The sequence below is a fragment of the Haloarcula laminariae genome, from assembly GCF_025457605.1.
GTDB classification, from domain to species: Archaea; Halobacteriota; Halobacteria; order Halobacteriales; family Haloarculaceae; genus Haloarcula; species Haloarcula laminariae.
This window is the reverse complement of sequence record NZ_JAMZFY010000002.1, coordinates 964,217-984,235: the sequence shown is the minus strand read 5'-3', so window position 1 is coordinate 984,235 and position 20,019 is coordinate 964,217. Positions and strand designations below refer to the sequence as shown.

Below are 20,019 nucleotides of genomic sequence, written 5' to 3'. Positions count from 1 at the left end.
GCTTGACTAAACACTGCCCTAGCAGGGTCGCTTGTGAGTGAAAAAGCGTTACCAGAAGCGAATCAAACGGGGACTAGTCGTCGGCGAGCTGTTCGAGCACCGCCGGGGGGATGTCGTCGCGCATCCCGTCGGGGATGTCCTCGATGGTCATGTCCTCGGTTATCTCGGGGGCGTCGGGGCCGAACTCGGGGTCGAACAGTTCGAGCGCGGTGTGGATGGTCCCCCAGTCGTCCTCCTCGGCGGCGTCGCGCAGGCTCTTGGTCGGAGCGGCGAGCAGCTGGGAGACGATGGCGTCCGCCATCGCCTCCAGCACCTCGCGCTGGTCCTCGTCGAAGTCGGCCCGGGCCGTCGCGGTGCTGAGTTCGGCCGTTTTCACCCGCTCGGCGCTCTCGTACATGGCCGAGATGACGCGGTCGGCCCGCTTGCGCTTGTACTGGGTCAGCAGGTGGTCGAACTCCTCGTCGACCAGCTGCTCGACGGCCTCGGCGGCCCGCTGTCGCTGCTGTCTGGTCTCCTCGGTCACCGACTCCAGAGCGTCCAGGTCGTACACCGACACGGCGGGGAGCCGGTCGGCCCCCGCGGGCACGTCTCGGGGCTGGGCGATGTCGACGACGGCCGTCTCGCCCGCGTCGGCGAAGGTGCCGACGTCGAACACCTGGTCGTTGCTCCCGGTCGCCGAGACGACGACGCGGGACTCGCCGACGGCGGCTTCTATCGCGTCGAGCGCCACCGCGCTCGCCTCGACGTCGACGGTCTCGGCGACGTGTTCGGCGTGGGGAACGGTCCTGTTGGCGACGATGAGCCGGTCGACGTGTTCGGCGAGCGCCTTCGCGGCCAGCTGTCCCATCTCGCCGGCGCCCACGACGAGCGCGGTCTCGCCCTCCAGGGAGGCCTCGCGGTCGACGAGGCGGACCGCGGCCGAGGCCAGCGAGACAACGCCCTCGTTGATGGCCGTCTCCGACCGAGCGCGCTCGCCGACGTGGATGGCCTTCGTGATTCCGTCTTCGAGCAACTGTCCGATGCCGCCGACGCCCCGGGCGTCCTCGTAGGCGTCGCGGAGCTGGCCGAGGATCTGGTCCTCGCCGAGCACGATCGATTCGAGGCCGGCCGCCACGCGCATGATGTGGCGCAGGCTCGCCTCGTGGCCCATCTCGACGACGACCTCGTCGGTGACCGCTCTGGTAAAGAGGTCGAGCGCGTCAAGCCCCGTCTCGTGGTCCGGCGCGACGACGTACCCCTCGGTCCGGTTGCAGGTCTGGAGGGCGAAAGCCTCCGAGACGCCGGGCTCGGTGAGTAACGACTCGACGGCGTGGCGCGGGCTGTCCGCGGCGGCCGTCTCCAGCTGGTCCACGCTGGCCCGTTCGTGGGTCACTCGCACACCGACGATGACGCCTGTCTGCTCTCTCACGACGTATCACCCATTTGGTATCCAATCACGTCTGCTGCTACTTGTCTGGCATTGGACCTGCCACTATCTAAAGCCTTCCAAACTTCTCGGGTTCTGACAACGGTCCTGACCGCGTCACGGCGTTCGGCCGCCGTCATGTCAGCGGATTTCAGCTCCTCGCGGAGGTCGCCGGTCAGTTCGGCCATCGCCCCCGCGCCGGCGAACTGCTCCTCGAACGCCTCCCGGAGGTACTTCGACAGGGCCGGCGAGCGGCCGCCCGTGGCGACGGCCATCACGACGGGGTCGTCCCGGACCGTCGCGGGGACGACGACGTTGCCGGCGTCCTGCTCGCCGTGGTCGTCGGCGCGGTTGACCAGCGCGCCGGCCTCGCGGGCGGCGGCCTCGGCGGCCGCGTTCAGCTCGGCGTCGTCGGTCGCGGCGACCACCAGCGCCGGGTCGATCCGGTCGACCCACTCCCGGACGCCGTCGGCGTCGGGCGCTTCCCGGACCCGCTCGGCCCCGCCGAACGCCCGGTCGACGAAGTCGGGGCTGACGACGATAGCGTCGGCCTCGGCTGCAAAGCGGCGGGCCTTGCGGGCGCCCACGGGGCCGCCCCCGAATATCAGGACCGTCTCGCCCGTGAAATCGTGGAGAAGGGGAATCATCAGTCCCCGGCGGGCTCCGCGTTCGCCTGTGCGCGTTCGTCCAGTCTGATACCCGTCTTCTTCAGGATGCGCGTCGAGAACAGCGTGTCCCAGTCCCCGTCCTCGACGTCCCAGTACTCGGTCATCCGGTCGTGGACCTGTTGGATGCGCCGCTCGCTCTCTTCCTCGCTGCGGCCGTGTGTCATCGCGAAGAAGTTGTACGGCCAGACCCCCTCGTGGCGGGGCCGCTCGTAGCAGTGCGTGACGAAGTCGAACTCGGCGACGGCCTGCCCGACCTCGTCGATGACCTCGTCGGGCACGTCCCAGACGGTCATCCCGTTCTCGGAGTAGCCCAGGGCGTAGTGGTTCGGGATGGCGCCGACGCGGCGGACCTTCCCCTCCTGGTTGAACCGTTTTATCGTCTCGACGACCCACTCGGTGTCCGCGTCGATGGCGTCGGCCACGTCGGCGTAGGGCGTCTCGGTGATGGGCAGCCCGCCCTGGATTTCCAGCACGAGGTCCAGCTCGTCGGCGGTCAGGGAGCGTCGGTCGGTCGGCTCGACCTCGGGGCCGGCGTCGCTGCAGTCGACGGCCTGGGTCTGTGGCCCCTCGACGGGGAACTTCGCGCCGACGTGGAACTCCTGCTGTTTGGGCAGGTTGTAGGTCGGCTCGCCCGTCTCGGCCTCGATATCGGCCAGGACCTCCTCGACGCGCGATTCGTCGACCACGCTGAGGACGAACCACATGTTGAGGTAGGGGTGCTCGCGCTCGTAGTTGTGGGCGACCTCGGGATGGGCGTTGACGAGGTCGGCGTGTTCCTCGTAGCTGTCCTCGGGGGCGTGGGTCGCGACAAGCGTCGCCGTCCCGCCGATTTCCTGAGCGTTGATGAGCGCGCCGAAGCGGCTGAGCACGCCGCGTTCGTCGAGGTGCTGGACGCGGTTGAGCAATTCGGCGCCGGTCACGTCGATACCGTGGTCGGAAAGCGCCGCGGCGGCCGGCTCGAAGGGCCGGGAGACGACGGGGAACCCACCCTGGAACGCGTTACAGATCGCGCTGTCCACCCGCCCGAGCTCGTTGGTCATGAGCGACAGTCGGGACTCGGCGGATAAAAACGGCGCGGACGCAGTGTCGCTCTCGCGGTTCGGCCTACGGCGTCGGCCGAACACGCCGCTGGAGTCAATGTGGGAACGGCCGCGACGGGCCTGATATCGTTACTCCCCGCGGACGCCGGTGACGGCGAAGCCCTCGTCCTCGATAGCGTCGAGAATCGCCTCGTGGTCGGCGCTCGCTTCGTAGTAGAAGACGAGGTCGAAGGCGCCGTCACGCAGCAGTTGCTGGCACTCCCAGACGAACTCCTCGCCGTCGAGCGTGAGCCCCTGGTGCTGGTTCGAGGCGAACTCCGGGTCGTCGCTACCCGAGTAGACGAACGTGTCGGTCGGGTCCATCCCGTACCCCTCGGCGATTCGCTCGCCGACGTCGATGGTCGCCTGCATCATCTCTATCTCGTCGCTGCCGTCGTACTCCGTGTGGACCACGGCGCCGTTGAGCTGTATCTCGCCGGGCTCTAGCAGCTGCTTTGTCCGTCGGTAGAGGTCGTCGTCGAGTGCCTCGCCGTCGCTCATACCCGTGGCTGGGCGGGGCACGTCCTAAGGCGCTTCGGATTGCGTGGCCGGCGGAAAGTCCGCTCTCTGCGCGTTACAGCCGTGTCACGTTCTCCGCCCGCGGACCCTTGTCGGCCTGGACGATGTCGAACTCGACCTCCTGACCTTCCTCCAGGTCCGGACCTCCCACGTCCTCCATGTGGAAGAAGACGTCCTCGTCCGCGTCCTCGGTATCGATGAAGCCGTACCCGCCCGTATCGTTGAAGAAGTCTACCGTACCGGTCGCCATTGCGCTCGACAGTTCTCGCTCGCCCCTATTAAATCTATGCGGCCCCTTGCCACGCCGGCCGCCGAGCCACAAACCCCTTATCGGCTCGTTGATATGCTACAGATGATGCGAGAGCGGATCGTGCAGTTGGGTTACGGGGCATACGAGCGGGTACTACAGCGGGAACTGTCGGGAACGCCCAGCCACGTCGCGGTCATTCAGGACGGGAACCGACGCTACGCCCGCAAACAGGGCGTCGAGACGACACAGGGCCACAGCGAGGGCGCCGAGACCACCGAGGCGCTGTTACACTGGTGTGACGACCTCGGCATCGACGAGGTGACGCTGTACACCTTCTCGACCGAGAACTTCGACCGGCCCCCGGAGCAACGCGAGTACATCTTCGACCTGGTCGAGGAGAAGCTCCGCAGCTTCGCCGACGCCGACCGCGTCCACGAGGCCGAGGTCTGCATCCGCGCCATCGGCGAGATAGACATGCTCCCCGAGCGGGTCCGGGACGCCATCGACTACGCCGAGGCCCGGACCGGGAGCTACGACCGCCTCAACCTCAACATCGCGCTGGCCTACGGCGGCCGCGCGGAACTGCTCGGTGCGGCCCGCGACGTCACCGAGCGCGTCGACGCGGGCGAGCTCGCCCCCGCCGACATCGACGCCGACACCATCGAACGCTGCCTCTACGAGGGGCCCACCCGCGACGTGGACCTCATCGTCCGGACCGGCGGGGACGAGCGCACCTCGAACTTCCTCCCGTGGCACGCCAACGGCAACGAGGCCGCGACGTTCTTCTGTGCCCCCTACTGGCCGGAGTTCCGGAAAATCGACTTCCTGCGGGCCATCCGTACCTACCAGAACCGCGAGGCCTCCTGGCGGACTACCCGCGCCCGACGCGCGATGTCGCTCGTCCAGGCCGTCGAGGACGCCGACCTCCCACAGGCCCGGCGGGCGCTGGGTCGGTTCCGCGACGCCCTGCCGAGCAAGGAGCGCGAGGAGCTAAACGGCGAGTTGGAGACGGCGGATTGAGGGCCCCGAGCGGACTGGTGACCGCGAACCGCGTCGAGCCCGCCGCCGAACGGCCAGCTGACCGGCGGGGAGTGCTGTCGTCGTCCGGCGTTCACATCGGTCGTCGATGTCTGGGTCGTTTCGCTCAGCGTCCGAACCGACGCTGCCGTTCCTGGTAGTCCCGTAACGCCCGGAGGTAGTCGCGCTTGCGCACGTTCTGCCAGTTCACGTCGGTGAAGTACAGCTCCGAGTACACCGACTGCCATATCATGAAGTCAGAGAGGCGCTCGGCGCCGGTCTTGATGACCAGGTCCGGCGCGGTCGGGAAGACGAGATGCTCCTCGACGGCCGCCTCGTCGATGCTCGCGGGGGCGAGCTCGCCCGAATCGACGCGCTCGGCGAGTTTGCGGACCGCCGTCGCGAACTCCGACTGACCGCCCAGCCCGATGGAAATCTGAATGGGGGCGTCGGCCGCTCGCTGGTCGCCCGGTCCGCGGACGGCAACGGCCGCCGGCGCGCGGAGGGCCGACAGCTCCCGCCGGAGCGTCGGCACCACCTCCTCGTCCAGGACGGAGACGTAAACGACGATGGTCTCGGCGCCGTACTGGACCGCCCACTCGAAGAACCGCTCCAGAGTGGTGTAGGCGCCGTCTGTCAACAGGTCCCGCTCGGTGATGACCAGCGCGACCGTCTCGGGGAGGGCGGCGTCGCTCCGCCGGATTCGGAGGGCGAGATACCGGTCGTACAGTCCCACGGCGTCGTGTACACCGACGCCGCGCCTAAAACCCACGGTCCGGGGAAGTATCGGAGCGACCGAGAGACGGGGTGTACACCAGCGGTCAGTGCGGAACCGACGACCGTTCCCGGCCCGGACAGTTCGGAAAGAGTAAGTGGCTCTCGGGGATACCGGCGGGACGTGACATCGACAGTCCGACGGGCGGGCGCGTTCGCCGCGGTCGGCACGCTGGCCTTCGCCGTCCCGGTCGCCGCCGGCCTCGCCTCGCCCGCCGCTGCGACTGTCGCCGCGACCGCGCCCTTCCTCGCGGTCGCCTTCTTCGCAATGTTCGCCATCGGCCCCGACACGCCGGTGTTCGACGTTTTCGCGCGGCCGGGCGACTACGAGGACGGCCGCCTCTACGGGCTCGCCGCCTTCGCGCTGGCCGCGGCCAGCCTGGCGTTCCTGGCGATACGGTTCGACCTGCCCGTCTGGGTGTTCGTCGGCACCGTCGTCATCGTCGCCTACGGTAACTTCGGCCAGCGCGTCGCCGACCGGCTTCACAGCGACGAGGTGGTGGCGACCGCCGGCTTCGTCGTCACCGGCTTCGCCTGTGGCACCGTCGCCGCCGTTGTCGCCGCCCGCATGGGCGCCGGGAGCGTCGCCCCCGCGACCGCCCTCTTCCTGGCGGGCACCGGGGCGCTCGTCGCCGCGCTGTTTCGCTCCGTCCTCTTCGAGCGCGACGACCCGCTCGTCCTGCTGTCGGTGGGTCTCCTGCTGTGGCTGTTCTTCGTGCTCGCGGCCGACCGCGGCGTGGGGACGACTCGCGTCCTCGTCGCGCTGGCTATCTCGGCGGTACTCGGGTACGTCGCCTACGCGCTCGATACGGCCTCGCTCCCGGGGATGCTGACCGGCGTCTTGCTGTCCCTGCTCACCATCGTCCTCGGAGGGTATGGCTGGTTCGCCATGCTCATCACCTTCTTCGGGCTCGGCGGGCTCTCGACGAAGTACCAGTACGAGGCCAAACAGGACCGCGGCATCGCCGAGGAGAACGAGGGCGCCCGGGGAAGCGGGAACGTGCTCGCGAACTCCATCGTCGCCCTCGTCGCGGTCCTCCTGTGGGCCGCCAGCCCCTCCCACATCGGCGTCGACCCAACGCTCTTTCTGTACGCCTTCGCGGGCGCCGTCGCCGCGGCCATGACCGACACTTTCTCCAGCGAGTTCGGCGGCCTCTACGACAACCCGCGGCTCATCACCACGTTCGAGCGCGTCGAACCGGGAACCGACGGCGGCGTCACCTGGCAGGGCATCGTCGCCGGGCTCGTCGGCGCCGCCATCATCGCCGGCATCGCCGCCGCCACCCTGGAGGCCGTGGGACCGACCGGCGCGGCGCTCATCGTCGGCTGTGGCTTCGTCGGCATGACCGTCGACAGCGTGCTGGGCGCGACGGTCGAGGGGACCGTCGTCGGCAACCAGGGAGTCAACGCGTTGGCGACGCTGGCGGCGGCCCTGACCGGCGTCGGCGCCGCGCTCGCGGCCAGCCTGGTATGATTCGCCCCGCCCGTCCGGCCGACGAGTCGCGTCTGCGGGCCATCCAGTCCGCGGCGCTCTCCGACCCCTGGCCGGAGCTACTGAACGTCGCCATCGACGGCCCGCCCCACGTGTTCGTCTGCGACGAGGGCGAGGGCCCCATCGGGTACGCGCTGACGGTCCCCGACCGACCGGTCGCTTACGTCGCCGAACTCGCCGTTGCGCCGGGGATGCAGGGGCAGGGGTACGGGAGCGAACTGCTCGACGCGCTGCTCGGAGAGCTCCGTGAGAGGGGCTTCGAGACTGTGCGGCTCACCGCCCGCACGGACGACGCACGCGTCCGGTCGTTCTACGACGGCTTCGGATTCAGGGCCGCGGACGAGCTTCCCGACCACTACGACGACGGTGGCGACGGCGTGTTGCTGGTCCGTGACCTCTAGGCCGTCCGGACCTGCACGCTCGTGGGCTGTTTGACGTACTCGCCGTCGCCGGTCGCGACGACTACCTCGACGCCGCGCTGGGCGGCGACGTCCAGGACCTTCTGCGAGCAGGTGTCGTCGAGGACGGCCGTTCGGGGCGCGGGGTCACAGTCCTCGATGAGCGAGACCGCATCGGCGGCGTCGCCATCCGAGAGGACATTCAACTCGGCGTCGAGGAGGCGAACGGTACCGCTACCGGCGCCGATGACGGCGTCGATGTGGTCGGAGAGGGCGGTCGGGCCGTCCCCGGCCGCGTCGGTCACCGCCGACTCGTTCTCGGGTTCCTCCGGCGACGCTGTATCCGGGCGGCTCCCGGCCGCCTCCGCCGTCGCCTCGTTTTCGACGCCGGCGACGGCGGCGGTGGCGTCGCTCTCGCCGGCGCCGGGCCGGAGGGCTATCGACTCACCGCCGTCGGCGTCGAGCGCGGCCTCGGGGCTCCCGGCCTCGGCGACCGTCTCGTAGGGGATTTTGTCCCGGAGCGCCGACATCACGGCTTCCCGCGGGAGGTCCTCGACCGAGCGGCCGCGCGGCGCGACCGCGACGTAGTCCACGTCGCCGACCTGGGAGAGCTCCTCGAGGATGAGGTCGCCGCCGCGGTCGCCGTCGAGGAAGGCGGTGACGGTCCGGTCCCGGGTCAGCGCCGCGACGGCCTCGGGCACGTCGGTCCCCTCGACAGCGACGGCGTTCTTGACGCCGTGTTTCAGGAGCTGGAGCACGTCCGCGCGGCCCTCGACGACGACGATGGCGTCCGAATCGGCCACCCGCGGTCCGGCCGGCAGCCCCTCGTAGGTCGTGATATCGTCGACGCGAGCGCGCTGTCGGACCGTCTCGACGATGTCCTCGGTCCGGACCGCGTCGGCGTCGAAGTCGGCGAGCAGCTCCGTCGCCCGCTCGACGACGGCGCGGCGCTTGGCGCTTCGGATGTCCTCGATGTCGGTGACGGCGATTTCGGCGCTGCAGGGGCCGACCTGTTCGATAGTCTCCAGTGCCGCCGCCAGGATGGCCGTCTCGACCTTGTCCAGTCCGCTCCCGACCGTCATCTCCCCGTGGGAGGTCCCCCCTTCGGAGTGAATCTCGACGTCGATTCGGCCGACCTTCTTCGAGTCCTGCAGGTCCCGGAGGTCGAGCTCGTCGCCGAGCAGCCCCTCCGTCTGACCGAACACCGCCCCCACGACGTCGCTGCGCTCTACGACCCCGGCGGCGGTTATCTCTGCGTGTATCAGATACTTTGCTGTCTCGTCCATTGGTTGCTTCCCGACCCGTCGAGAACGGCCCGACGGGCCACTGCCACTACGTTACGTACGCGGCGACGGCCCAAATAACCTGTCACCTGTCCGCTCGGCGGTCGCCGTCGTCGTGCCCACGAGCGAATCGACGGGCCGGGCTGTCGGCGTTCCCGGCTGGGACATCTACCCCGGGCGCACAGTCCCGAGCGGTTATCAGGCTCAAGCGCCGAGAGGAAACATGTCACTCGAAAATGAGGAGGCCCCGGAGTTCACGCTCGAAAGCACCGCCGGCGGCGAGGTCACGCTGTCGAATCGCCTCGAGGACGGTCCCGCAGTCGTCCTCATCAACCGCGGCCACTGGTGTAGCTTCTGTGCCGAACAGCTCGGGACGTTCAGCGAGGTATCCTACGACCTCTGGTTCAACGACGACGTGGACATTCTCCCCGTAGTCACCGACCCGGTCGCCGACCTCGTCGAGATGCGCGACCGGTTCGGCTACGATTTCCAATTGCTCGCCGACCCCGACGGCGAGGTGGCTGACCAGTACAGCGGCACCGAGGAGACCAGCCACGGGCTCACCGGCATCGCCGCGACGTACGTCGTCGACACGGATGGGGTCGTCCGCTACGAGCAAGTGGCCGACCACCCCGCCGACCGGACCTACGGGAACTGGGTGCGATACTTCGTCCGCGACGACTTCGAGGACCCCTTCGGGGCATAGGGAGGTCAAGCTACAAGGGCGTCCGGACCGAAAATCGAGTATGGACGAATCCAAGAACGTCGGCGGCCGAGACCGCCTCGGTCGTTTCCTGGTTGCTGCCGTGCTGAGTATCGCCGCGGTCCGATGGCTACGTGGCGGAAAGCGGCTCCGCGGGCTGCTGGCCGGCGTCGGGGCGCTGGGCTTTGGGTTCAACGCCACCACCGGCTACTGCGGCGTCAACGACGCGCTGGACATCGACACGACCGCCGACAGCGAGGAAGTCAGCATCGACTTCGACGAGTCGGACGGTGGGAAGTCGGAGACGACCGCCGATGCGGGTGCGACGCAGGTCCGGGAACACTACCTCACCTGTGCAGCCTGTGGCGAGCCCATCGTCGCGGGCCAGTCCCGCGGGCCGAACGAGGACGACGACATCGTCCACGACGACTGCCCCTGACACCGTCGGCCGGTGCAGTCGTTGCCCGGGCCGGCAGATACTTGTGACATGGTCACATGGACCAAAACGGATCGACATGCAACCGTGCCACAACTGTCAGGCGGTCATCGACGAGTACATCCTGGATAAACAACTCGAACCCCTGCGGGAGCTGACAGTCGACGACTTCAACCTCTGTGTCGACTGTACCACCATCGTCGAGGATGCGTGCGTGGAGTGTGACGGCGCGGTCTACGTGCCACGCGGCGAGACCGAGACGCCGGACTACTGCCCGGCGTGTCGGGCGGACCTGCTCAAACGGACCGGTCGGGACCCGGGCTGGGTCGCCGACGCGGCGTCGAGCTGAGACGGCAGCGACCCCCCCCCCCCCTTTTCCCGGCCGCTCGGAGCCCGAACGCTGACGAGTACACGTGAGGCGCCCGCAACGCGAGTCGTACGCACGCGGCTGTCGAATGATACGTCTATGTAGCATATATGCGCCCACCGTGACCACAGTATATCTCATATAAGCTCTGATACCGACCGTCGGTGAGTGTCGGACTGTCATGTCCGAAGACACGGAAACGAATCGCAGGGAGTTTCTGGGGTTGCTCGGCGGCACAGCTGCCGTCACCGCTGCCGGAACTGTCTCCGGAGCGGAGCTATTCTCCGGCCGAGCTGCGTCGGCGAGCCAGACGGGAAGCGGCGTCTCGCTGTCCCATCTCGGCCGCTACAGCACCGGCATGTACGACGAAGGGGCCGCGGAAATCCCCACGTACGACCCGGACACGCAGCGTCTGTTCGTCGTCAACGGGAGCGTCGCCGGCATCGACGTACTTGACGTGAGCGACCCGGCGAACCCCACGAAAGAGGACACCATCAGCGTCGGCATGGGCGGCGCGAACAACGTCTCCGTCCACGATGGGACTCTCGCCGCGGCCGTCGAGGCCGAGACCACACAGGACAACGGGTCGGTCGCGTTCTACGACGCGTCGGACCTGACCGAGCTTGGGAGCGTCGAAGTCGGCCCGCTGCCGGACATGGTCACGTTCGCCGACGGGGGCGACTACGTGCTGACGGCCAACGAGGGGGAACCGAACGACGACTACAGCAGGGACCCCGCCGGCTCGGTGAGCGTCGTCGACGTCTCCGGCGGCGTCGACGCCGCCACCGCCCAAACGGCGTCGTTCACGCCGTTCGACGGGCAGGAGGAGTCGCTCCGCGACCGCGGCATCCGCATCTACGGCCCCGACGCCAGCGCTTCGGAGGACCTCGAACCGGAGTACATCGCCACCGACGGCACGACGGCCTACGTCACGCTCCAGGAGAACAACGCGTTGGCCATCGTCGACATCGCGGCCGCCGAAGTCTCGGAGCTCAAGGCGCTTGGCTACAAGGACTTCTCGGCCCCGGAGAACGCGCTCGACGCCATCGAGGACGACAGTATCGACATCGCGACCCAGCCGCTGTACGGGATGTACCAGCCCGACGCCATCGAGGCGTATTCGACCGGCGGCGAGACGTATCTCGTCGCGGCCAACGAGGGCGACGCCCGCGAGTACGCCGCGATGTTCGAGACCGGCGTCCTGAAACAGGTCGACGGTCAGTGGGGCCTCGACGCAACGGAAGACGACGGCGACAACATCGACGTCGAGGTCGACGCCAGCGGGTTCGCCGACGGCGTCCTCGAATCCCTGGCCGGGCTAGAGGTGACGACCGAGTACGGTGATACCGACGGCGACGGCGTGCTCGAAGAGCTCCACCTCTTCGGGGCGCGGTCGTTCTCGGTCCACGACACAGACGGGAACCGCGTCTACGAGAGCGGCGACACGCTGGAGCAACTGGTCGCGACCGAACAGCCCGAGCAGTTCAACAGCGACGACGACGAGAACGGCCGGGACGCCGAGAGCGTCGCCAGCGGCCCCGAACCCGAAGGGATAACCGTCGGCTCCGTCGGCGGGACGCCCCACGCGTTCGTCGGCCTCGAAGAGGTCAGTGCCGTCACGACCTTCGACGTGAGCGACCCGCAGGCGCCGGAGAACGTCGACTACACCAACACCAGGAACTTCGACGTCGGCCCGGAAGACGACATCGAGGAGGGGTCGATGGCCGCCGACGCGGCCGGGGACCTCTCGCCGGAGGGACTCGCGTTCGTCCCCGCGGCCGACAGCCCCATCGACGACGCGATGCTGGCCGTCAGCTACGAGGTCAGCGGAACGACGTCGCTGTATCGCGTGAGTGCAGGACAGGGGAGTGAGGGCGACAGCGAGACGGGCCAGTCGACGCCGGCCTCGACCGACGAGGACGCGATGGCCCAGGCCGAGGACACTCCCGCGGGCACGCCGACGGGGACCGGGACCTCCGGCGGGTCCGGCCCCGGCTTCGGCACCATCGCGACGCTGGGCGGGTTGAGCGTGGGCGGCTGGCTGGCCGACCGGCGGCGCGACGACACGGAGTGAGGCCGCGCTCGACCGGGTGAGTCGGCGGCGAGACGGACTACGACCCTTTTTCAGTCGGCGGGTCGACCGACAACTATGCAGACCCACATCGTCCCGGTCGGCTTCGACTACGACCGGCTCATCGCGCCGCTGGTGCGCGAGCAACTCGACGTGGACCGCGTCATCCTGCTGGAGGGGGCGGTCGGGTCCGAGGCCAACGTGGAGTACTCGCGCAACCTCGCGGAGAAGCTGGAGAAGGACTACGAGAACCTGCTCGGGGCCGAGACCGAGCGGGTCGTGGTCGCCGACGTCTACGACTACGACGAGGCCTTCGAGCAGGCCTTCGCACTCATCAACGCCGAACTCGACTCGGGCAGCGAGGTGTGGGTCAACGTCTCGGCGATGCCCCGGACGGTCTCGTTTGCCTTCGCTACGGCGGCCCACTCCATCATGGTCGAGCGGGAGGGCGACCGCGAGCGAATCCACACCTACTACACGGTCCCCGAGAAGTACCTGGAGACCGAACTCGCCGAGGAGCTTCGCCGGCAGGTCGACCTGCTGGAGGAGCTCCGGGAGGGCGGGGCCGTCGACGACCGAATCGACGACCGGCTCTCGACGGCGCTGGACCTGCTGGACGAGTTCGACGAGCGCGGGACGACCATCGGGGCCAAGGAGATAGACGGCTCCCACATCGTCGAACTGCCCGTGGCCTCCTTCTCGAACGTCAAACCCTTCGAGGAGGTCATCCTCTTCACCCTGGGCGAGCACGGGGAGTTCGAGTCCGTCTCCGAACTCGCGCAGGCGCTGGCCCGCGACATGGGCGAGGAGTACACAGACTCCTTCCGCTCGAAGGTCATCTACAACGTCGACCGGCTGGGCCCCGGCGGCAAGGGGTACATCGAACAGGAGGACCACGGGAAGTCCTACCGGACCAAGCTATCGCGAATCGGGGAGCTGTGGGTCCGGGCCCACTCCGCGGAGGACCGCGACGCTGACCTGCCGTAACCGCCCGTGTCTGGCTCTCCGCGGGGCCACGACAATCTGAAGAGAATAGTTCTTCACGAACTGGCTGTGAACAAACATTACGCATTAGTAGCGGCAGTGGCTAGCCGAGACCAGAATGAGTACCGTTCGAACCGTCGGGTGGGCTGTCGTCGCGCTGGTGCTGATGGCGTTGGCCGTGCCGTGGTTCCTCTGGGGCGAGGCGGGAACCGCCGCCGGGCTCCCGGTGTGGCTGTGGTGGCACATCGGCTGGATGGCCCTCACAAGCGTCGTCTTCGCCGTCTTCGCGCGCACTGACTGGGGCCTCGGCATCGAGGAGGTGGGCCCGCGTGGCTGAGACGGCGCTCCAGTTGGGCATCGTCGGCGCGTACATGGTCGTCGCGCTCGCGGTCGGCGTCGTCGCCTACCGCCTGACCGACCGGACCGCCGAGGACTACTACCTCGCGAGCCGGACGCTGGGGACCGTCGTCCTCCTGTTTACGACCTTCGCGACGCTGCTGTCGGCGTTTACCTTCTTCGGCGGCCCGAACCTCGCCTACAGCGCGGGTCCCGAGTGGATTCTCGTCATGGGGCTGATGGACGGCGTCATCTTCGCCGTCCTCTGGTACGTGCTGGGGTACAAGCAGTGGCTGGTAGGCAAGCGCCACGGCTACGTGACGCTGGGCGAGATGCTCGGCGACCGGTTCGGTTCGACGCGGCTCCGGATCGTCGTCGCCGGCGTCAGCCTGGTCTGGCTGTTCCCGTACGTGATGCTCCAGCAGAAGGGCGCGGGCCAGGCCATCGTCGGGCTCACCGGCGGCGCGGTCCCGTTCTGGGTCGGCGCGGGTGGTATCACCCTGTTCATGGTGCTGTACGTCGCCCTCTCGGGGATGCGCGGCGTCGCCTGGACCGACACGCTCCAGGGGCTCTTTATGCTCTCGCTCGTCTGGGTCGCGGTCGCCTGGGTCCTCTCGGCCGTCGGGGGCGCCGGCGAGGCCACAGCCCTGCTCGCGGCCGAACAGCCGGACTTCCTCGGCCTGGGCGGCGGGCTCTACACCCCCCAGTACATCGTTTCGTCGGCGGTGAGCATCGGCTTCGGCGTGACGATGTTCCCCCAGATAAACCAGCGCTTCTTCGCCGCCGGCTCGAAGAAGGTCCTCAAGCGCACGTTCGCGCTGTGGCCGATACTGGTCGTGTTGCTGTTCGTCCCGGCCTTCATGCTCGGGGCGTGGGCGGCCGGGCTGGGCGTGGCTGTCCCGGAGGGCGGCAACGTCATCCCGGCGATACTGAGCGAGTACACGCCGACGTGGTTCGCCGCCCTGGTCATCGCCGGCGCGATGGCCGCGATGATGTCCTCCAGCGACTCCATGCTGCTGTCGGGGTCGTCGTATCTGACACGGGACCTCTACCGGCCCCTGACCGGCCGCGACGACGACAGCGACGAGCGGACCGACCGCCGCGAGGCGCTCGTCGCCCGCGTTGGCGTGGTCGCCTTCGCCACGTGCTCCTTCGTCGCGAGCCTATACACGCCGGGGACGCTGGTCCAGATCGGCGACACCGCCTTCAGCGGCTTCGCACAGCTCACCGTCCCGGTCGCGCTGGCGCTGTACTGGCAGGGGACCACCCGGAGCGGGATGTTCGCCGGCGTCCTCGGCAGCCAGCTGTTCTACGTCCTGCACGTCTTTCCCGTCCTCTCGACGCTTTCGGGGCTGGCCGGCGTCGGCGTCGCCCTCCCGGCGACGTATCTCGGCTGGACGCCCGGCGTCGTCGGCATCCTCGTCGGCGCCCTGCTGACGGTCGGCGTCTCGCTGGTGACGGCGCCCGGCGCGACCGAAGACCGGAGCGCCTACGCCGTCTCCGGCGTTGAGGGCGACTGAACGGCGGCCAAATTCCGGCCAGACGCGGCCGGTGACCGGTGCGTGGTTTGACAGTAGCAGGGTGGAGAGCCGGAGCGGCCCGGCCAGCCACACTCCGGGTCCGTTCCGGCCGTTCACGGTCTCCGTTTCTCTCCCGCTATCGGCCACAGCAAACCGAAGTCGTTTAGCCTCCGCTTGGCACATACACACCTAATGGCGCGTCGAGTCCGGCGTCCGTCCGTTGTCGTACCCGTAGTAGGGGTCCCCACGCCCCACTAACACCACCCCTCGACGCCCGCACCGTTTTCGACTACCCGCGGACCGCAGAACCCACATGAGTGACACACAGGACCCACCGACCGAGGAACCGACCGACGACCAGCTCACCGGGGAGTACGACCCCGACGACATCGAATCCAAGTGGCAGGACCACTGGGTCACCGAGGACACCTACGCCTACGACGGGGACGCCGACACCCGCTTCTCTATCGACACGCCGCCGCCGACGGTGTCGGGCAACCTCCACATGGGCCACCTCTACCAGTTCACCCTGCAGGACTTCGTGGCCCGCTACCGGCGGATGGCCGAGGACACCGTCTACTTCCCCTTCGGCTACGACGACAACGGCATCGCCTCGGAGCGCCTGACCGAGCGGGAACTGGACATCCGACACCAGGACTTCGAGCGCCGGGAGTTCCAGAAGAAGTGCCGGGACGTCTGTGACACCTACGAGGCGGAGTTCACAGAGGACGTCCAGTCGCTCGCTATCTCGGTCGACTGGGACAACACCTACAAGACCATCGCGCCGGACGTCCAGCGGGCCTCCCAGCTGTCCTTCCTCGACCTCTACGAGAAGGGGCGGGAGTACCGCCAGCGCGCGCCGACCATCTGGTGTCCCGACTGCGAGACCGCGATTTCGCAGGTCGAACAGGAGGACGAGGACAAGGCCACGAAGTTCAACGACATCGAGTTCGAACTGGTGGCCGACAGCGAGGGCCCCATCACGTGGGACGAGACGTTCACCATCTCCACGACGCGCCCGGAGCTGCTGCCCGCCTGCGTCTCCGTCTTCGTCCACCCCGACGACGACGAGAACCAGCACCTCGTCGGCGGCACCGCGCGGGTCCCGCTGTTCGGCCAGGAGGTCCCCATCATCGCCGACGAGCGCGTCGACATGGAGACCGGTTCCGGCCTCGTGATGTGCTGTACCTTCGGCGACCAGAACGACATCGAGTGGTACCAGGCCCACGACCTGGACCTGCGGCTGGCCATCGACGAGTCCGCGACGATGACCGAGGTCGCCGGCGAGTACGAGGGCATGCACACGACCGAGGCCCGCGAGGCCATCATCGAGGACCTCGACGACGAGGGCTACCTGCTCGAATCCCGGGACCACGACCACACCGTCCAGGTCCACGAGCGCTGTGGCGTCGAGGTCGAGTACCTCGTCACCGAGCAGTGGTACATCGAGATGCTCGACAAGAAAGACGAGTACCTGGAGGCGGGCCGGGAGATGGACTGGTTCCCGGAGAAGATGTTCAGCCGCTACCAGCACTGGATAGAGGGCCTGGAGTGGGACTGGTGTATCTCCCGCCAGCGCGACTCGGGCATCCCCATCCCCGTCTGGTACTGCGCGGACTGTGGCGAACCGGTCATGGCCCGGAAGGCCGACCTCCCGGTCGACCCGCTGTCGGACGACCCGCCGGTCGACGCCTGCCCCGAGTGTGGCCACGACGACCTGACCCCCGAGGAGGACGTCTTCGACACGTGGGCGACCTCCTCGCTGACGCCGCTTGTCAACGCCGGCTGGGACTGGGACGAGGGGAGCGAGGACTTCACCTGGGACAATCCCGAGCTCTACCCGTTCGACCTCCGCCCGCAGGGCCACGACATCATCTCCTTCTGGCTGTTCCACACCGTCGTCAAGTGCTACGAGCACACCGGCGAGGTCCCGTTCGAGTCGGTCATGATAAACGGGATGGTCCTCGACGAGAACCGCGAGGCGATGTCCAAGTCGAAGGGCAACGTCATCCCGCCCAGCGAAGTGCTGGAGAACTTCCCGGTCGACGCCGCCCGCTACTGGGCCGCCGGCACCTCCATCGGCGACGACTTCCCGTACAAGGAGGGCGACCTCGAAGCCGGCGAGCGCCTGCTCCAGAAGCTCTGGAACGCCTCCCGGCTGGTCGACCAGCTCACGCCGGCCCAGCGCCCCGCCGAGCCCGACGAGCTCTCGGCGGTCGACCGCTGGCTGCTCGCGGAGCTTGACGACACCGTCGAGTCGGTCACCGAGAAGTTCGAGGACTACGCCTTCTCGAAGGCCCGCAACGAACTGCGCTCGTTCTTCTGGAACACCTTCTGTGACGACTACCTCGAGATCGCGAAACAGCGCCTCTCCGACGGCGGCGACGCGTCCACCGAGTACACGCTGCTGACGGCCCACCGGACGTTCCTCAAGCTGTTCGCGCCGTTCCTCCCGCACATCACGGAGGAGCTGTGGGAGCGCCTCTACGGCGATGGCGACTCCGTCCACACCACCGACTGGCCGGTCGCGGGCGGCTACGAGGCCGATCTGGAAGCCGGCGAGACGGCCATGGAAGTCGTCTCCGCGCTACGCCGGTACAAGACCGAGAACGGGCTGCCGCTGAACGCCGACCTCGACCACGTCGAGGTGTACGGCCACGTCGCAGGGTTCGAGGACGCCATCGCCGAAGCGATGCACGTCGAGCGACTGGACGTTTTCGAGGACGACCCCGACATCACGACCGAGATAAGCGGTATCGACCTCGACTACTCCGTCGTCGGCCCCGAGTTCGGTAGCGACGTGGGCGCCATCGATTCGGGTATCGAGTCGGGCGACTACGAGATAGACGGCGACACGCTGGTCGTCGCCGACGAGTTCGAACTCGGCGCCGACCTCTTCGAGGTCGAGGAGTCACGCACCTACTCCGGCGAGGGCGAGATGACCGAGACCGAGAGCGCGGTCGTCGTGGTGCGGTAAGGCAGAGCGGCAGTTGCTTCGCTGTAGCAGAGCCTGGCATTTTATTTCCGTTCGTGTTTCGGCTGTGAATATGGTGAGCCGGACACTATTCGTACTGGGTTGTGCCATCTTCGTCGGGTCGATGGCGGGTGTCGTCGCGGTACTGGCGGGGTTCGCGAATGAATCAGCGGCGGTAACGACGGTCGGCGGCCTGGCAGCAGGAGCGGTGGGCGGGCGCGCGCTCCTGCCTCTCAACGGACTCGCCGACCGGATGTCACGGCGTGTGAGCGTCGCCGCGACGATACTCCCGCTGTTCGGGCTCATCGGCTGGGCGTCGTGGGTCGGCTGGCAGAACGGATTGAACGGCCGGTACGCCGTCGCGATGGGCGGCATCCTACTTGCGTTAATCGGCTGGGTCACCGTCGTGCAGGCCGGGCAGAACGCGGCGAGCGCCACGGCCATCCGACGGGGAGAGACACTCGCCGAACTCCCGCGGACGAGTCTGGTGTTCGGCACGGACCTCCCGTGGCCCTGGTCGCTCCTGGGTCCGGTCACCGGACTGCTCGGAGTCGTCGCCGGCGCTTGGGGATATCTCAACTCCGGCAGCGTGTTCTTCCTCTTTTTCGTGCTAGCCGGGCTTGCGTATCTTGCGCCCTCCCCCGAACACACGACCCGTGTGACCGAGGAAGGGCTCGTCTCGGAGAACTACCTCGGCCCGCTGCCAATCGGTACGAAGTTCACGTCGTGGGACGAGATCACGGGGTGTGAAGTCGACGGCGGGACGCTCACCATCGCCACAAAGCTGGGACTGAACTTCACCTACGATACCGCTGCAATCGACGACTTAGACCGTGTCCAAAGCGTTCTCGACGAATACGCCACTGGTTCGTGACCACACACCGCACGAAACCGAGGTCCCGACCGCACGGCTTTATTTTCCGTCGAAGTGTGCCACCGGCTATGCAGGGGAAACCGCCGGCCGCGCTGGGGGGTGGCGCCTACGTCGCCGGCGTCGCCGCCGCCGTGCTGTTGCTGGGCGAGTCCCCCGACGCCACGGTCGCCGCCGTCGCCGTCGGGGGGTCGTGTCTGGGTATCGCCGCGGGGGGCCTGCTGGTCACCCGCACCCGGCTGCTGGGCCACAGAATCGCGGCGCGGTTCACCGGCGGCGCGCTGGCGGGGCTGGGCGTCTGGGTGACCTGGACCGGGGTGCAAAGCGGCGCCGGCGGCCGCTATCAGTTCGCCATCGGCAGTGTCTTCGTGGCCGTCGTCGGCTGGGCCGTGATGGTCGGAGGGGAACGGACGGGCGGGCCGGCGGGCGACATGGAGACGCTCGCCGTGCTCCCGCGGACGACCGACGGCACGTCCGCCGGCGACGGCCGACGGCGACAGTTCACGCTGCTGGCCGACGTGGGCGTGCTCGTCGTCGTCGCCTACTTCTGGTACCGGGCGGCCGTCCGCGGCGACGCCTCCAGTTGGCTCTTCGGCGGCCTCTTCATGGTCGTGTTCCTCCCCGGGACGCGCTCGCAGGTCCGGCTGACCGACTCGGGGCTGGTCACCACGCGCTACGTCTGCTGGGTGGTCCCGTTCGACCAGTCCCGGACCCCGTGGGCGCGGGTGTACGGCTACGAGGCGACCGACGAGTGGCTCACGATAGGGACGGAGTTCGGGGCCGACATCGTCTACGACCGCGAGCGCCTCGACGACGCCGAGCGCGTCCTCGGGGTGCTGGACGACCATGTGCCCCGGCTCTGAGTCCGGGGC

The 20,019-nt window shown here is 68.2% G+C and carries 20 protein-coding genes; 13 read left to right on the top strand and 7 right to left on the bottom strand.

Features of this window, described 5'->3' with window-relative positions; all coding sequences use genetic code 11:
* Positions 1-73: 73 nt before the first annotated feature.
* The 5 genes from hemA to NJQ98_RS16690 form a co-directional block, all read right to left on the bottom strand.
* Positions 74-1,408 (bottom strand): glutamyl-tRNA reductase, encoded by a 1,335-nt coding sequence (gene hemA / locus NJQ98_RS16710; RefSeq protein ID WP_262180739.1) that lies wholly within the window; start codon positions 1,406-1,408, stop codon positions 74-76.
* A complete protein-coding gene (locus tag NJQ98_RS16705) occupies positions 1,405-2,052 on the bottom strand; it encodes a precorrin-2 dehydrogenase/sirohydrochlorin ferrochelatase family protein (RefSeq protein WP_262180737.1) in 648 nt (215 codons plus the stop codon). Before NJQ98_RS16705 ends, hemA begins: the two co-directional genes overlap by 4 nt.
* On the bottom strand, positions 2,052-3,113 hold the full coding sequence (gene ahbB / locus NJQ98_RS16700; RefSeq protein WP_262180735.1) for a siroheme decarboxylase subunit beta: 1,062 nt from the start codon (positions 3,111-3,113) through the stop codon (positions 2,052-2,054). Before ahbB ends, NJQ98_RS16705 begins: the two co-directional genes overlap by 1 nt.
* 129 nt (positions 3,114-3,242) lie before the next feature.
* The gene (locus NJQ98_RS16695) at positions 3,243-3,653 is read right to left on the bottom strand and encodes a DUF5778 family protein (RefSeq protein WP_262180734.1); all 411 of its coding nucleotides are present in this window, start codon (positions 3,651-3,653) and stop codon (positions 3,243-3,245) included.
* A 73-nt stretch (positions 3,654-3,726) separates the two neighbouring features.
* Positions 3,727-3,921 (bottom strand): cold-shock protein, encoded by a 195-nt coding sequence (locus NJQ98_RS16690; RefSeq protein ID WP_262180732.1) that lies wholly within the window; start codon positions 3,919-3,921, stop codon positions 3,727-3,729.
* Between the two features lie 105 nt (positions 3,922-4,026).
* Between NJQ98_RS16690 and uppS the strand changes: the two genes are divergently transcribed.
* Positions 4,027-4,941 carry a polyprenyl diphosphate synthase gene (uppS, locus tag NJQ98_RS16685; RefSeq protein ID WP_262180729.1) on the top strand — a complete coding sequence of 305 codons (915 nt, stop codon included), beginning with the start codon at positions 4,027-4,029 and terminating at the stop codon, positions 4,939-4,941.
* 124 nt (positions 4,942-5,065) lie between these two features.
* Here the strand turns inward: uppS and NJQ98_RS16680 are convergent, their stop codons facing one another.
* Positions 5,066-5,674: an undecaprenyl diphosphate synthase family protein gene (locus NJQ98_RS16680; protein WP_262180727.1), complete on the bottom strand. Its 609-nt coding sequence runs from the start codon at positions 5,672-5,674 to the stop codon at positions 5,066-5,068.
* A 162-nt stretch (positions 5,675-5,836) separates the two neighbouring features.
* Here NJQ98_RS16680 and NJQ98_RS16675 point away from each other — a divergent pair, with 162 nt between their 5' ends.
* Both NJQ98_RS16675 and NJQ98_RS16670 read left to right on the top strand, forming a co-directional pair.
* Entirely contained in the window at positions 5,837-7,186 is a 1,350-nt protein-coding gene (locus tag NJQ98_RS16675) for a DUF92 domain-containing protein (RefSeq protein ID WP_262180725.1), read from the top strand.
* Positions 7,183-7,605, top strand: a complete 423-nt coding sequence (locus NJQ98_RS16670; RefSeq protein WP_262180723.1) for a GNAT family N-acetyltransferase — start codon at positions 7,183-7,185, stop codon at positions 7,603-7,605. The genes NJQ98_RS16675 and NJQ98_RS16670 overlap by 4 nt, the downstream gene beginning before the upstream one ends.
* Here the strand turns inward: NJQ98_RS16670 and dnaG are convergent.
* A complete protein-coding gene (gene dnaG / locus NJQ98_RS16665; protein WP_262180721.1) occupies positions 7,602-8,888 on the bottom strand; it encodes a DNA primase DnaG in 1,287 nt (428 codons plus the stop codon). The genes NJQ98_RS16670 and dnaG overlap by 4 nt on opposite strands.
* Before the next feature lie 220 nt (positions 8,889-9,108).
* Between dnaG and NJQ98_RS16660 the strand changes: the two genes are divergently transcribed.
* The 10 genes from NJQ98_RS16660 to NJQ98_RS16615 all read left to right on the top strand — a co-directional run bounded on the left by NJQ98_RS16660 (position 9,109) and on the right by NJQ98_RS16615 (position 20,010).
* The gene (locus NJQ98_RS16660) at positions 9,109-9,591 is read left to right on the top strand and encodes a peroxiredoxin family protein (RefSeq protein WP_262180720.1); all 483 of its coding nucleotides are present in this window, start codon (positions 9,109-9,111) and stop codon (positions 9,589-9,591) included.
* A 40-nt stretch (positions 9,592-9,631) separates the two neighbouring features.
* Entirely contained in the window at positions 9,632-10,027 is a 396-nt protein-coding gene (locus tag NJQ98_RS16655) for a YgaP family membrane protein (RefSeq protein ID WP_262180718.1), read from the top strand.
* 76 nt (positions 10,028-10,103) lie between these two features.
* The gene (locus NJQ98_RS16650) at positions 10,104-10,373 is read left to right on the top strand and encodes a DUF7571 family protein (protein ID WP_262180716.1); all 270 of its coding nucleotides are present in this window, start codon (positions 10,104-10,106) and stop codon (positions 10,371-10,373) included.
* 199 nt (positions 10,374-10,572) lie between these two features.
* Positions 10,573-12,465 (top strand): choice-of-anchor I family protein, encoded by a 1,893-nt coding sequence (locus NJQ98_RS16645; RefSeq protein ID WP_262180714.1) that lies wholly within the window; start codon positions 10,573-10,575, stop codon positions 12,463-12,465.
* 75 nt (positions 12,466-12,540) lie between these two features.
* A complete protein-coding gene (locus NJQ98_RS16640) occupies positions 12,541-13,449 on the top strand; it encodes an HFX_2341 family transcriptional regulator (RefSeq protein ID WP_262180712.1) in 909 nt (302 codons plus the stop codon).
* 115 nt (positions 13,450-13,564) lie between these two features.
* Positions 13,565-13,783 carry a DUF3311 domain-containing protein gene (locus NJQ98_RS16635; RefSeq protein WP_262180711.1) on the top strand — a complete coding sequence of 73 codons (219 nt, stop codon included), beginning with the start codon at positions 13,565-13,567 and terminating at the stop codon, positions 13,781-13,783.
* The gene (locus tag NJQ98_RS16630) at positions 13,776-15,302 is read left to right on the top strand and encodes a sodium:solute symporter family protein (RefSeq protein WP_262180709.1); all 1,527 of its coding nucleotides are present in this window, start codon (positions 13,776-13,778) and stop codon (positions 15,300-15,302) included. Before NJQ98_RS16635 ends, NJQ98_RS16630 begins: the two co-directional genes overlap by 8 nt.
* Before the next feature lie 313 nt (positions 15,303-15,615).
* Positions 15,616-18,279, top strand: coding sequence for a valine--tRNA ligase (locus NJQ98_RS16625; protein WP_262180707.1), 2,664 nt, complete (start codon positions 15,616-15,618; stop codon positions 18,277-18,279).
* Between the two features lie 70 nt (positions 18,280-18,349).
* On the top strand, positions 18,350-19,150 hold the full coding sequence (locus NJQ98_RS16620; protein ID WP_262180705.1) for a hypothetical protein: 801 nt from the start codon (positions 18,350-18,352) through the stop codon (positions 19,148-19,150).
* A 68-nt stretch (positions 19,151-19,218) separates the two neighbouring features.
* Complete coding sequence (locus NJQ98_RS16615) at positions 19,219-20,010, top strand: hypothetical protein (protein ID WP_262180704.1); 792 nt, start codon at positions 19,219-19,221, stop codon at positions 20,008-20,010.
* Positions 20,011-20,019: the final 9 nt, after the last annotated feature.